Origin of the sequence: Microbacterium aurantiacum (assembly GCF_002872075.1) — a bacterium.
GTDB lineage: Bacteria > Actinomycetota > Actinomycetes > Actinomycetales > Microbacteriaceae > Microbacterium > Microbacterium aurantiacum_A.
Window position 1 is genome coordinate 1 of the sequence record NZ_PGGU01000010.1, and the last position, 12,829, is coordinate 12,829.

At 68.6% G+C, this 12,829-nt stretch carries 11 protein-coding genes; 4 read left to right on the forward strand and 7 right to left on the reverse strand.

Annotated elements, in window-relative coordinates:
• Positions 1-48: 48 nt before the first annotated feature.
• The 3 genes from CUR96_RS08770 to CUR96_RS08780 are packed head-to-tail and all read right to left on the reverse strand — an operon-like array spanning position 49 to position 3,541.
• Positions 49-1,782 (reverse strand): cytochrome b/b6 domain-containing protein, encoded by a 1,734-nt coding sequence (locus CUR96_RS08770; protein ID WP_102192935.1) that lies wholly within the window; start codon positions 1,780-1,782, stop codon positions 49-51.
• Between the two features lie 8 nt (positions 1,783-1,790).
• Positions 1,791-2,762, reverse strand: a complete 972-nt coding sequence (locus CUR96_RS08775) for an electron transfer flavoprotein subunit alpha/FixB family protein (protein ID WP_102192936.1) — start codon at positions 2,760-2,762, stop codon at positions 1,791-1,793.
• A gap of 2 nt (positions 2,763-2,764) precedes the next feature.
• Positions 2,765-3,541 carry an electron transfer flavoprotein subunit beta/FixA family protein gene (locus tag CUR96_RS08780; protein WP_102192937.1) on the reverse strand — a complete coding sequence of 259 codons (777 nt, stop codon included), beginning with the start codon at positions 3,539-3,541 and terminating at the stop codon, positions 2,765-2,767.
• 152 nt (positions 3,542-3,693) lie between these two features.
• On the opposite strand from CUR96_RS08780, the gene CUR96_RS08785 reads away from it, so the two are divergent.
• Genes CUR96_RS08785 through CUR96_RS08795 form a run of 3 tightly spaced genes read left to right on the forward strand, consistent with a single transcriptional unit; the run spans position 3,694 to position 5,142 of the window.
• On the forward strand, positions 3,694-4,230 hold the full coding sequence (locus CUR96_RS08785; RefSeq protein ID WP_102192938.1) for a MarR family winged helix-turn-helix transcriptional regulator: 537 nt from the start codon (positions 3,694-3,696) through the stop codon (positions 4,228-4,230).
• Position 4,231: 1 nt separating this feature from the next.
• Positions 4,232-4,681, forward strand: a complete 450-nt coding sequence (locus CUR96_RS08790) for an SRPBCC family protein (RefSeq protein ID WP_102192939.1) — start codon at positions 4,232-4,234, stop codon at positions 4,679-4,681.
• Positions 4,682-4,698: 17 nt separating this feature from the next.
• Positions 4,699-5,142 carry a YdeI/OmpD-associated family protein gene (locus tag CUR96_RS08795; protein WP_102192945.1) on the forward strand — a complete coding sequence of 148 codons (444 nt, stop codon included), beginning with the start codon at positions 4,699-4,701 and terminating at the stop codon, positions 5,140-5,142.
• A 111-nt stretch (positions 5,143-5,253) separates the two neighbouring features.
• Here CUR96_RS08795 and CUR96_RS08800 read toward each other — a convergent pair whose 3' ends face one another.
• The 4 genes from CUR96_RS08800 to CUR96_RS08815 form a co-directional block, all read right to left on the reverse strand.
• The gene (locus tag CUR96_RS08800) at positions 5,254-6,030 is read right to left on the reverse strand and encodes an enoyl-CoA hydratase-related protein (RefSeq protein WP_102192940.1); all 777 of its coding nucleotides are present in this window, start codon (positions 6,028-6,030) and stop codon (positions 5,254-5,256) included.
• A gap of 91 nt (positions 6,031-6,121) precedes the next feature.
• Positions 6,122-7,009 carry a 3-hydroxyisobutyrate dehydrogenase gene (gene mmsB / locus CUR96_RS08805; protein ID WP_102192941.1) on the reverse strand — a complete coding sequence of 296 codons (888 nt, stop codon included), beginning with the start codon at positions 7,007-7,009 and terminating at the stop codon, positions 6,122-6,124.
• A complete protein-coding gene (locus tag CUR96_RS08810; protein ID WP_102192942.1) occupies positions 7,006-8,187 on the reverse strand; it encodes an acyl-CoA dehydrogenase family protein in 1,182 nt (393 codons plus the stop codon). The genes mmsB and CUR96_RS08810 overlap by 4 nt, the downstream gene beginning before the upstream one ends.
• A 17-nt stretch (positions 8,188-8,204) precedes the next feature.
• Positions 8,205-9,707, reverse strand: a complete 1,503-nt coding sequence (locus tag CUR96_RS08815) for a CoA-acylating methylmalonate-semialdehyde dehydrogenase (protein ID WP_102192943.1) — start codon at positions 9,705-9,707, stop codon at positions 8,205-8,207.
• Positions 9,708-9,946: 239 nt separating this feature from the next.
• Between CUR96_RS08815 and CUR96_RS08820 the strand changes: the two genes are divergently transcribed.
• On the forward strand, positions 9,947-12,754 hold the full coding sequence (locus tag CUR96_RS08820; RefSeq protein WP_245861153.1) for an immune inhibitor A domain-containing protein: 2,808 nt from the start codon (positions 9,947-9,949) through the stop codon (positions 12,752-12,754).
• The last annotated feature ends 75 nt before the right edge of the window (positions 12,755-12,829 follow it).

Sequence of the window (12,829 nt, forward strand, 5' to 3'; positions counted from 1 at the left end):
CGTCAGCAGCCGGGGGTCTCGGCGATAACACGGGGTTTCGGCGGGAGCTCAGCGCCCCGAGACGCTGCCGAAGACCTTCGCGATCGGAGCGAGCACCAGAGGACGCGCGGCCACCCACGCGATGGCGATGACCCCGAGGGACGCCACGAACACCCAGAATCCGGTCCAGGAGACGGCGTCGCTCGAGGCGAACATGTGGTTGAGGTTGCGGAGGAACCCGGTCAGCATCACAAGCGCCACGTGCCCGACGATGAACACCACGAAGTAGAGCATCACCGGGAAGTGCACGGCGCGCGCCCACTCGACCGGGTAGGCCCTCGACAGGCGCTCCGCATTCTTCGGCCACATCCCCGACATCCGGAATCCGGTGACCGCGGCCAGCGGGGCCGCGATGAACACGGTGGCGAAGTAGGCGAGCTGCTGCAGGCTGTTGTAGTTGACCCAGCCGTGCTCTGTCGGCCAATCGAAGGACACGTACTGCAACGCGGCGGACAGCGCGTTAGGCAGCACCTCCCAGCTCGTCGGCACGATGCGCACCCAGTGCCCGGTCACGAACAGCAGCACGATGAAGACCACGCCGTTCACGAGCCAGAGGATGTCGAGCGCCTGGTGGAACCACAGCGTGAGGCTGATCTTGCCCTTGCCGTTGGCGCTGCCGCGCGGCGTCCAGAACACCGTCGGCCGCTTCTCGCTGCGCACACGCAGGCCCGAGCGGATGATCAGCACGATCAGGAACATGTTGAAGAAGTGCTGCCAGCCGACCCAGGGCGCGAAACCCGGGGCGACCTCGATGGCGGGGTGGTACTCGCCGGGGAAGGCCGCGAGGAAGTCCTGCATGAACGGCATGCTCAGCAGGGCCCGCACGAAGGCGACGGCGGCGGCGGCGAGGATGCCGAGAGCCGCGGCGCCGAAGAGGCCGGCGATGGCCTGCGTCCAGGTCGGGCGGCGGCGGTCGGATGCGGCGACGGGCATGTGCTGCGGAGCACTGCCGTGCCATACCGTGCGTGTGAACGGCAGCGGGGCGAGATCGCGCGAAGCGACGACTGGCGCGACAGCCTTCTCCGGCGCGGCGCTCTCCTCGACGAGCACGACCGGCGATTCTGGGCTCTCCTCGGCCGCGGCGATCGCGCTCACGGTGGCTGCGACGAGGGGCACCGTGTCGGCCGGCGGCCACGGCTCGCCTCCGCCGGTGCGCGGCAGGCCGCGCCGGACGGGGAGGCCGGTGGCATCCGCGCTGCTGGTCGCGGGCACCTCCGTCGCGCGGGGGGTTTCCCCACTGGTCGTCGAGCGAGGGACACGCGTCTCTCCGACCGGGGCACCGGAACCGTCACGCGCTTCGTCTCGCTCCGCTCGCTCAACGACCGGGGGTCGAACAGCAGCGAGGGCGAAAGCACCGGCGGGCGGCCAGGGCTCGCCGCCCGGAAGACGCGGCAGGCCACGACGGATGCCGGGCGCCGGCGATGTGGCATCCGATCGAGAGGCGGTATCCGCACCGGCTGCGGCTGTGGCATCGGGTGCCGCTGCGGCGCCTGACGACGCGGAGGCGGACGGCGACGTGGAGACCGGCGTGGTCGCAGGCACCGACGGCGACGCAGAGACTGGTGCGGCGCCAGCCACGACCGACGCCGACGCCGCGGTTTCCGCCGCCGCATCCGTCGTCGTCACACCGGAGACCGCCGTGTCATCCGCGGCCTCCGCGACGTCGGCGACCACGTCAGCAGGCGGCCACGGCTCGCCACCGCTCACACGAGGAAGGCCCCGCCGCAGCATCCGCTCTGCCATGGCGACCGCTACTTCTTCCGCGACTCGAGCGCGGCGATGATCTGCGGGACGACCGTGAACAGATCGCCGACGATGCCGAAGTCGGCGACTTCGAAGATCGGCGCCTCCGGGTCCTTGTTGATCGCGACGATCGTCTTCGACGTCTGCATACCCGCACGGTGCTGGATCGCACCGGAGATGCCGAGAGCGACATACAACTGCGGCGACACCGAGACGCCGGTCTGCCCGACCTGGTGCGACTGCGGGATATACCCGGCATCGACCGCCGCACGGGAAGCGCCGATCGCCGCACCGAGAGCGTCGGCGAGCTCCTCGACGAGCACGAACTTCTCCTTCGATGCCAGCCCGCGGCCTCCGGCGACGACACGGGTCGCGCCACGCAGCTCGGGGCGCGACGACGCGACCTCGACGGCTTCGACCGCGCCGGCCGTGGCTGCGACCGCACCGGACGCCGAGACCTCGAGCTCCTCGACGACGGGCGCAGTGACGGCTTCCGCCCTGGCATCCACCGCGCCCTGGCGCACCGTGATCACCGGGGTGCCGTAGGTCGGTGCCGAGTCCACGAGATACGCGCCGCCGTAGACCGAGTGATGGGCGACGATGCCCTCGTCATCACGGGAGACGCCGATGGAATCCACCGACAGCGCCGAGCGCGTGCGCACGGCGAACCGCCCGGCGACATCGCGACCGGTGATCGAGTTGGAGATCAGCACCGCGTCCGGCCGCACCAGCTCGTACGCGGCCTGCAGCGCATCGACGATGGGCACCGTGAGGGCGGTGTCGTCACCGGGTGCGGTGAGCACGACGGATGCTCCCGCCGCGGCCACCGCGTCGACCGCGGCCTGTGCGCCGCCGACCACGAGCGCCACGGGCGTGCCGACGGCGGCCGCCGCACCGATCAGGGCGGCGGTGCTGCTCGCGGCTCCACCAGCCGGATCGACGTCCACCAGGACGAGGATCGAGTTCTCCGGGTAGCTCATCGTCACACCAGCCTGTTCTGCACGAGGTACTCCACCAGCTGAGTGCCGGCGTCGCCTTCATCTGCGATCTTCACGCCGGCCGCGCGCGGCGGCTTCTCGGCGATCGCGGTCATGATGCTGCGAGGCGCTGCCGCGGGGTCTGCCGACACGCCGAGATCGGCGAGCGAGAGCACCTCGAGCGGCTTCTTCTTCGCGGCCATGATGCCCTTGAAGTTCGGGAAGCGCGCGTCCGGAAGGGCCTCGGTGATGGAGACGACCGCGGGAAGGGGTGCGGAGACGGGCTGCGCGCCGGCATCCGCCGCCCGTGTGCCGGTGACGCCATCGGCGGTGATCTCCACGGCGCTCAGGGCGGTGGCCTGCGCGAAGCCGAGATGCTCGGCGAGCATCGCCGGGATGACGCCCCCTGATCCGTCTGTGGACAGGTTGCCGGTGATGACCAGGTCGGCTCCGCCCCTGCGGATCGCCGCGGCCAGCACCTCCGCGGTGAGTCCGAGGTCGGCCCCCGCCAGCTGCTCGTCGGCGATGTGCACGGCGGATGCGGCGCCGATCGCCAGGGCCCGCCGCACCGACGCCGTCGAGGACTCCGGCGCCATCGAGACGGCGACGACCTCGGTGTCCGGATTCTTGTCGGCATGGCTCAGCGCGACCTCGAGGGCACGCTCGGTGATCTCGTCCAGCACCACGTCACCGGCCGATCGATCGGCGATGCCCGTCTCGAGATTCAGCTTGCGATCGCCATAGGTGTCCGGCACCTCTTTGACCAGGACGAAGATCTTCATCGATTGCTCCTCACGACTGCGTCGATTCTAGTCCGTGATACCGAGTGCCACATTGCGTGCCACTGAGAGTCAAAGCCGATCTGGCATGCGAACGGGTACCGCTCGGCCCGGTCGAACCGGCTGCGCCGCCCCGGATGCCCTACCGTAGAGCCGTGACCCAACCGCGTCCGCTGCCCGTTGATCCGCTCGCCGAGGCGAAGCGCCAGTGGGTCGCGCACGGGTGGACGGATGCCGCGGACGGCATGACCGTGGTGATCTCGGTGATGCGAGCGCAGCAGCTGCTGCTGGCCCGCGTGGACGCGACGCTGAAGCCCTTCGAACTCAGCTTCGCCCGCTACGAGGTGCTCCGGCTGCTGGCGTTCAGCCGCCGAGGACGCCTTCCGCTGTCCAGCGTGGTCGCACGCCTCCAGGTGCATGCCACCACCGTGACGAGCACCTCCGAGCGGCTGGTGCGCGACGGGCTCATCATCCGCGAGCCGCACCCGCACGATGGCCGCGCCGCGATGCTGGCCCTGACCGAGCCGGGTCGCGAACTGGTCGAGCGTGCCACGGCGGCGCTCAACTCCGAGGTGTTCGCCGCACCCGGCATCAGTCCTGATGACGCGGCGGCCCTGGTCGGGATCGTCGCCCGCCTGCGCAGGGATGCCGGGGACTTCACCGACCCGCGCCCGCAGCCCGACCCGCTCTGAGATGGCGCAGTTCATCCTGGAGCGGGTGATCGCCGCTCCCCCGGCGGATGTCTTCGCCGCATCCCTCGATCCAGGACTGCACGTGCGCTCCATGGCGCGGTACGACGAGACCATGGTGGAAGCGCCGGAGGGCGGCGTCTTCCGCGAGGGGTCGACGGTGACCTGGCGCGCGAAGCACTTCGGCATCCCGTTCCGGCTGCGCTCGGTCGTGTTCGACATCGATCCACCGCACCGCTTCTGCGACCGGCAGATCAGCGGGCCCTTCGGCGCCTTCCTGCACGAGCACGTCTTCGAGGAGCATCCGCACGGCACGCGGATGCGCGACACCGTCACGTTCCGTTCGCCGTTCGGTCCGATCGGCAGGCTCGTCGACGCGGTCTTCATGCGCGAGTACATGCGGAGGACCATCGATGAGCGCAATAGAGCGCTGGCCGCAGAGCTGGAGCGATGACGGCGTACCCTGACGGCATGAGCGACCTGCACCTGCACACCGTCCTCGAGCCGCGCGGTCCCGCTGCCGCCATCCTGCTCACCGATGAGCAGGTGGCGTCCTTCGGGGCGGGCAAGGCCTTCCCCGTCATCGTCTCGGTCGGTGAGCGAAGTGCACGACTTCGGCTGGGGCGGATGGGCGGCGAGAACATGATCGGCTTCAGCAAGGCGGCGCGCACCGAGCTCGGACTCGAGACCGGCCAGGAGATCGATGTCACCATCGCGGTGGATGCGACGGAGCGGACGGTCGACATCCCACCCGGCCTCGCCGCGGCCCTCGACGAAGATCCGGCGCTGCGCGCTGCCTTCGAAGCGCTCTCCTATACGAGGCGCAAGGAGCACGCGCGCTCCGTCGCGGAGGCCAAGCAGGAGGAGACGCGCCAGCGCCGCCTCGAGAAGGTCCTCGCCGAACTGCGCGCCTGAGTCCGGTCGCGAATCCCCGTCAACCGCGCGAACCCGCATCAACCGCACGAGGCAACACATACGGCGTGGTGTCTCATGCGAACCATGTCGCCTCGTGCGGGCAGTCCGGGCTCACCGGTTCTCGAAGCGCGGCTCGCGCTTGTCGCGGAATGCCGCCATTCCTTCCTTCTGGTCGGCGGTGTCGAAGAGCGCGGCGAACGCCTGCTTCTCGTGCGCGAGCCCCTCAGCGAGCGTCGTCTCCATGGCCGCATCCAGCGCAGCCTTGGCGGCGTACACGCTCGGCAACGACTTGGATGCGATGGTCTCGGCGAGCTTCGACGCCTCGGCGAGGAGATCGGATGCGGGCACGACCCGCGAGACGAGGCCCACCCGCTCGGCCTCCTCGGCGCCCATGAAGCGGCCGGAGAGCACCAGTTCGGCCGCCTTGTAGTAGCCGACCGCACGGATCAGCCGCTGCGTGCCGCCCATTCCGGGGATCACGCCGAGGTTGATCTCGGGCTGGCCGAACTTCGCCGTGTCGGCCGCGAGGATGATGTCGCACATCATCGCCAGTTCGCAGCCGCCGCCGAGGGCGAAACCGGAGACCGCGGCGATGACCGGGGTGCGCACCGCGGCGAAGTCGCGCCAGGCGCCGAAATGGTCGGTCTCCAGCATCTCGGATGCCGACATCGACTCCATCTCCTTGATGTCTGCGCCCGCGGCGAAGGCCTTCTCGGACCCGGTCACGACGATCGCCCCGACACCGTCGTCGGCGTCGAAGGCGGTTGCGGCCGTCGTGAGCTCCTCCGCGATGCGGCTGTTCAGCGCGTTCAGCGCCTCGGGCCGATGGAGCGTGATCCAGCCCACTCGTCCGCGCTGCTCGACCAGGATCGTCTCGTACTCGGTCATCGTGAAGGCCCCTCCGTCGTGGTCGTTTCAGTATTGCGCGCGGGCACAGCATCCGCTCCCGCCCGCGCGAGCACGTCGCCGACGCAACGTGTCAGACGCGGCCTTCGCGGATGTCAGTGATGATGCCGGAGAAGTCCCGGCCCCCGCCGTCACCGGCTGCGTACGCCGCGTACAGCTGCTGCGCGAGCCGCCCCATCTGCGCATCCGTCGAGGTCTGCTCGATCGCCTGCAGCGCCAATCCCAGATCCTTGGCCATCAGCGCACCCGCGAATCCCGGCTGATAGTCGCGATTCGCCGGGCTGGTCGGCACCGGCCCGGGTACGGGGCAGTTGGTCGTCATCGACCAGCATTGACCGGATGCCTGGGAGACCACGTCGAACAGTGCCTGATGTTCGAGTCCGAGTCGTTCGCCGAGCACGAAGGCCTCGGCCACGGCGATCTGCGAGACGGCGAGGATCATGTTGTTGCAGACCTTCGCGGCCTGGCCGAGCCCGGGTCCGCCGCAGTGCACGATGCGCTTGCCCATCGCCTCGAGCAGCGGGAGCGCCGCCGCGAAGTCATCGTCGGAGCCGCCCACCATGAAAGCCAGGGTGCCGTTCTCTGCGCCGACGACACCGCCCGAGACCGGGGCGTCGATGCTGCGGTGCCCGGCTTCGACGGCCAGGGCGTGCGCGGTGCGGGCCTCCTCGACGGCGATCGTGGACGACTCGATGAACAGAGTGCCCGGTTCGGCCGCCGCGAGCAGGCCGTCCTGGTACGCCTGGATCACGTGCTTCCCGGCGGGGAACATCGTGATGACGACCTCGGCACCGGAGACCGCGTCGATTCCGAACTCGGCCACCGGAATTCCCGCGGCCTGCGCGGCCTCCACCGCAGCATCCATGAGGTCGAACCCACGCACCTCGTGCCCGGCCGCGATCAGGTTCTTCGCCATCGGCAGTCCCATGTGCCCGAGGCCCAGGAACGCGATGCGGGTCATGACGAGCTCCGCATCGAGGCGGATCCCGCGGGGCGCAGCATCTCTCGTCCGACGATCAGGCGCATGATCTCGTTCGTCCCTTCCAGGATCTGATGCACCCGCAGATCACGGACGACCTTCTCGATCCCGTAGTCCTGAAGGTACCCGTAGCCGCCGTGGAGCTGAAGGGCCCTGTTGGCGACGTCGAAGCCGGCATCCGTGGCGAAGCGCTTGGCCATCGCGCAGCGCATCGTCGCATCCGGTGCCTGCTCATCGACGGCCTGCGCCCCATCACGGACCATGAGGCGGGCGGCCTGCAGCTCGGTGCGCATGTCGGCGATGGCGAACAGGATCGACTGCTTCTCGGCAAGCGGCTCACCGAAGGCCACCCTCTCGTGCACGTACTGCACGGCACGATCCAGTGCCCACTGCGCTCCTCCGATCGAGCAGGCGGCGATGTTCAGGCGACCGCCGTTGAGGGCGGACATCGCGATCGCGAAACCCTTGCCCTCATCGCCCAGCATGGCGGATGCCGGCACCCGCATGCCGTCGAAGACGACCTGCCTCGTGGGCTGGGCGTGCCAGCCCATCTTCCGCTCGAGCGATCCGAAGCTCAGCCCCTCGGCATCGCCGGCGACGAGGAAGGCGCTGATGCCTCGTGCCCCCGGTTCGCCGGTGCGCGCCATGACCACGTAGACGGCCGCCTCCCCGGCCCCGGAGATGAACTGCTTCACACCGGTGAGCACGTATTCGTCGCCCTCGCGAACCGCGCTGGTGGCGATGTTCGCGGCATCGGATCCCACGCCCGGCTCGGTGAGGCAGTAGCCGCCGAAGTCCGACATCGCGGTGAGCCCCGGCAGCCATTCTCCGCGCTGTGCGTCATCGCCATAGGTGTCGATCATCCAGACGACCATGTTGTGGATGGAGATGTAGGCGGCGACCGCCGGGTCGGCCTTGGCGAGCTCTTCGAAGATCGCGACGGTGTCGGAACGGCTGAGGGCCGTGCCGCCGAACTCCTCGCGCACGTAGATGCCGCCGAGGCCCAGCTCCCCGCCTCGCCGCAGCGACTCCCGGGGGAAGATGTGCTTCTCGTCGCGCTCGTCGGCGAAGGGAGCGAGCTCGGCATCGGCGTATTCGCGCACGGCGTCGAGGATCGCCTCGCGTTCTTCGGCGGTGGTGGTGGTTGCGGTGATGGTCATCGTGGGTCCTCGTGGGATCAGTGCATGGTCGGGATGACGAAGCTGGCGCCGTCGCGGATGCCCGCGGCCGGCCAGCGGCTGGTCACCGTCTTGGTCTTCGTATAGAAGCGGAACGCGTCGGCCCCGTGCTGATTGAGGTCGCCGAAGCCGGATCTCTTCCAGCCGCCGAAGGTGTAGTAGGCGATCGGCACCGGGATCGGCACGTTGACGCCGACCATGCCGACGTTGACCCGGGCGGCGAAGTCGCGGGCGGCGTCGCCGTCACGCGTGAAGATCGCGACGCCGTTGCCGAACTCGTGCTCCGACGCCATCCGCAGTGCGTCCTCGTAGTCGGCAGCACGCGCGATCACCAGCACCGGCCCGAAGATCTCCTCGCGGTAGATCGTCATGTCGGTGGTGACGTGGTCGAACAGGGTCGGTCCGAGGTAGAAGCCCTCCTCATGACCGTCGACACTGAACCCGCGTCCGTCGGCGAGGAGCGTCGCGCCCTCGTCGACGCCCTTCTGGATGTATCCCTCCACGCGCTCGACCGCGGCGCGGTTCACGAGCGGCCCGTAGTCCACGCCTTCCGCGAGGGAGGGCCCGATGCGCAGCTGAGCGACCCGCTCGGTGAGCTTCGCGGCGAGGGAATCGGCCGTGTCCTCCCCCACCGGCACAGCGACCGAGATCGCCATGCACCGTTCGCCGGCCGAGCCGTATCCCGATCCGATGAGCGCATCGGCGACCTGATCGAGGTCGGCGTCCGGCATCACGATCATGTGGTTCTTCGCGCCGCCGAAGCACTGGGCGCGCTTGCCGTGCGCGGCAGCCGTCGAGTAGATGTACTCGGCGATCGGCGTGGAGCCGACGAACCCGACCGCCTGGATCCGCGGGTCGGTGAGGATCGCGTCGACGGCATCCTTGTCGCCGTGCACGACGTTGAGGATTCCGGCGGGCAGCCCCGCCTCGAGGAACAGCTCCGCGATTCGCACCGGAACCGAGGGGTCGCGCTCGCTGGGTTTCAGGACGAAGGCGTTGCCGGCGGCGATCGCGGGCCCCGCCTTCCACAGCGGGATCATCGCCGGGAAGTTGAACGGGGTGATGCCCGCGACGACACCGAGCGGCTGCCGCATCGAGTAGACGTCGATTCCCGCGCCTGCGCCCGTGGAGTACTCGCCCTTGAGCAGATGGGGCGCACCGGCGGCGAACTCGATGACCTCGAGACCGCGCTGGATGTCACCCTTCGCATCGTCGAGCGTCTTCCCGTGCTCGCTGGAGAGAAGCCTGGCGATCGCGGTCATGTCCTTCTGGACGAGATCGAGGAAGCGCAACAGCACGCGGGCGCGCTTCTGAGGATTCGTCGCCGCCCATTCCGGCTGCGCCGCTTCGGCGTTGTCGATGACCTGGCGCACCTCGTCGGCGGAAGCGAGCGGCACGCGCGCCTGCACGGCTCCGGTGCTCGGGTCGAAGACGTCGGCGAAGCGCCCGCCGTCGGGAGTGAGAAGCGATCCGCCCACGAAGTGTGCGATTGTGCGAGTCATTGTGTGACATCCCTCCGTGCCCTCGTTGGCACAATGGCGATGTTACTCCGGCATCCGGCTATTTACTAGGACATCCATGTAAATCCGCTCTGCGCCACGGCGGCAGCACGAATCTCACGCCACCTCTTCCGTTGCGGCGCGGTGCAGGGTAGACCTTGATCCGTGCGCCTGATCTCGGCGCTCACCCGATCGCACCGTGGCGATGACCTTTCGCCCCGATGCGCGCGAAAAGGAGAAACATGTCTCAATGGACGGCTCAGGCACGACGACGTGCCTTTGCGACGGGCACGGTGATGGCACTGGCCGCCACCGGGTTCGTGACGCTCGGCTCCGGCTCGGCCACTGCGGCCCCACCGGATTCGGATGCCCCTCCGGCACCGGCAGCCATCGGCGCAGACGAGTACTACATGAACTACGTGGCGCCGAGGGTGGAGGGAGCCTTCGACTCATCCGACGATTCGGTGATCACCAACGGCAACGCCAGGGGGCCCTTCGGTGGTTCCCCTCTCGAACGTGCCAACAAGCACGACGAGAAGCACGCGCACGGGAACCCGGTGGCCGCCAGACAGCTGGCGAAGACCGAGGCCCAATCGATCAAGACGGGCAAGAGCCCCAAAGCCCTGAAGCACTCCGACGCCACTCAGCAGGCGAAGCTGCTCACGATCCTCGTCGAATTCGACGGCACGGATGACTTCTCCGACGTCTATGTGCCGACCGAGTTCGGCGCCACGACCTGCATGCCCGGCAGCGAACAGGGTCCCACCCTGCACAACAACATCCCGAACCCGGCGGATGCCGCGCAGGCCGACAACAACAGCATGTGGGTGCCGGACTTCTCGTCCGAACACTACAACAGGATGCTCTTCTCCGACGACGGCATCACGGAGCGCGTGCGCACCGACCTGACGGGACCCGACGGGCAGCCCGGCTTCGACATCTCCGGCTACACGATGAAGAACATGTACGAGGAGATGTCGCGCGGCGCCTACTCGCTCAGCGGCGAGGCGACGGCATGGGTCTCGGTGCCCCACTCCGAGGGCTACTACGGCGCAACCGTCTGCCACCTCAACGACGAGGGCGAGTACGAGGCCGGCCCGATGCAGGATCAGCAGGGTCACCCGGACAACCCGCTCGGCCCCGGCCAGCTGCCGATCGACGCGGTCGCAGCGGTCGCAGCGGAGAACCCCGAGTTCCCCTGGGGCGACTACGACATCGAGGATCAGGGCGACCGCGACGGTGACGGCGACGTCAACGAACCGGACGGCGTCATCGACCACGTCGTGCTGGTGCACGCCGGCGAGGACAAGTCGGGCGGCGGCGGAAAGGAAGGCACCTACGCGATCTGGGCGCACTCCTCAGCAGTGGCCGGCGGAGCAGTCATCCCCGGCACCGACTACCAGATCTCGAATTACATCGTGCAGCCTGAGGACTCCGGCGTCGGTGTGTTCGCGCACGAGTACGGCCACGACCTCGGCCTGCCCGACCTGTACGACACGTCGAACAACGGCAACTCCGACATCGACTTCTGGGATCTGATGAGCTCGGGATCCCACTCGGGACCGATCTTCCAGTCGATGCCGACGCACATGGGCCTCTGGGACAAGTGGGTGCTCGGCTGGGTCGACCCTCAGGTCGTGAACCCCGGTGATGACACCACCACCATCAAGGTGGGTCAGACTTCGCGCCCGAAGAAGGGCACGAAGGACGGCATCAAGATCAACCTTCCGGACAAGCAGATCGTTCTCGCCCAGCCGCACAGCGGCGCGGAGATGTGGTACTCCGGCGCCGATCAGAGCTGGGCCGATGTGCGCCTGACCCGGACGATCGAGTCGGTACCGGCTGATGCCAGGTTCTGGATGTGGAACGACTACATCATCGAGGAGGACTGGGACTACGGTTTCGTCGAGGTCTCGACCGACGGCGGCAGCACCTGGGCCGAGCAGAAGGTCTACGACGAGTCCGGCGCATTGGTCTCCACCGATGACGGGTACTCCGACCCCAACGGCCGCATGAAGGACTACGGCGACAAGAAGTACGGTCTCACTGGGTCCTCCGGAGGCTGGCGTCACGACTACGTCGACCTGTCGGCGTTCGCCGGTCAGGACATCCAGATCCGCCTCCGCGAGGCGACGGATGCCGGGTTCGAGGAGCGCGGATGGTTCTCGGACGACTTCGCGCTCACCAGCGCGGGCGCGGAGGTGTGGACGGATGACGTCGAGTCCGGCGACAACGGCTGGACGGCGACGGTGGCGAGCTGGACCGACACCACGGGCGCCGGATGGCACCGCGACAGCGGCACCCAGATCAAGGCGCAGTACTACCTGGTCGAATGGCGCAACTTCGACGGTTTCGATGAAGGCCTGAAGTACGGATACACGACCGTGTACTCCGCCGAGGGCTGGAAGGTCGAGAAGGTGCCGTACAACGCTCCCGGCGCACTGATCTGGTACCGCGACACCGCGTACGGCGACGTGAACCATGTCAGCGCGAACCTGACCAACCTGCCGAGCTACGGAGCCAAGGGCGGCCTGCTGCTCGTGGACAGCCACTTCGACCCACTGCGCCGCACCGGCGCCGAGGCCGAACTCGACCCGACACTGCTGAAGAACGTGTCGACCCGAGCGCAGTCGTCGAACGCCGCATTCGGCCTGGTGCCGACCTCGTCGTTCAAGGACTGCCTCGTCGACGCCGCACTCAGCAACGAGGCGTGCACCACCTTCGCCCCGCAGGCGCCGGTGAGCACGTTCACGGATGATCAGGGCTGGGTCGCGGGCATCGAGGTGCGCGACGGCCAGCTGCTGAACCGCCTGCGTGACGCGTCGGTGGTCGTGCCGTCGGTGAGCGGAGCGCCGTACTCCACGCGCGTGGTGAACCCGGACGGCACCCCGGCGACCGACCTGTACGGCCTCGACCTCGGATTCACGGTGCTCGGCACCGGGAACCCGGCGGACGCGGGCGTCGGGTACGGCACCGTCGTGACCGTGAAGAAGTCGATGCAGGGTGACACCGCAGCGCTGATCACGGTGACGCCGCCCCGCGCAGGCTGATCGAGAGAGCCCTGAGCACAGAAGCGCCGGCTCTGACACTGTCAGAGCCGGCGCTTCTGCTGTGCGACCTCAGCG

Bases quoted from the DNA above. Each gene is read 5' to 3' on its own strand.
- CUR96_RS08770 (WP_102192935.1), bottom strand. From the start codon at position 1,782: ATGGCAGAGCGGATGCTGCGGCGGGGCCTTCCTCGTGTGAGCGGTGGC.
- CUR96_RS08775 (WP_102192936.1), bottom strand. From the start codon at position 2,762: ATGAGCTACCCGGAGAACTCGATCCTCGTCCTGGTGGACGTCGATCCG.
- CUR96_RS08780 (WP_102192937.1), bottom strand. From the start codon at position 3,541: ATGAAGATCTTCGTCCTGGTCAAAGAGGTGCCGGACACCTATGGCGAT.
- CUR96_RS08790 (WP_102192939.1), top strand. From the start codon at position 4,232: ATGGCGCAGTTCATCCTGGAGCGGGTGATCGCCGCTCCCCCGGCGGAT.
- CUR96_RS08795 (WP_102192945.1), top strand. From the start codon at position 4,699: ATGAGCGACCTGCACCTGCACACCGTCCTCGAGCCGCGCGGTCCCGCT.
- CUR96_RS08800 (WP_102192940.1), bottom strand. From the start codon at position 6,030: ATGACCGAGTACGAGACGATCCTGGTCGAGCAGCGCGGACGAGTGGGC.
- mmsB (WP_102192941.1), bottom strand. From the start codon at position 7,009: ATGACCCGCATCGCGTTCCTGGGCCTCGGGCACATGGGACTGCCGATG.
- CUR96_RS08810 (WP_102192942.1), bottom strand. From the start codon at position 8,187: ATGACCATCACCGCAACCACCACCACCGCCGAAGAACGCGAGGCGATC.
- CUR96_RS08815 (WP_102192943.1), bottom strand. From the start codon at position 9,707: ATGACTCGCACAATCGCACACTTCGTGGGCGGATCGCTTCTCACTCCC.
- CUR96_RS08820 (WP_245861153.1), top strand. From the start codon at position 9,947: ATGTCTCAATGGACGGCTCAGGCACGACGACGTGCCTTTGCGACGGGC.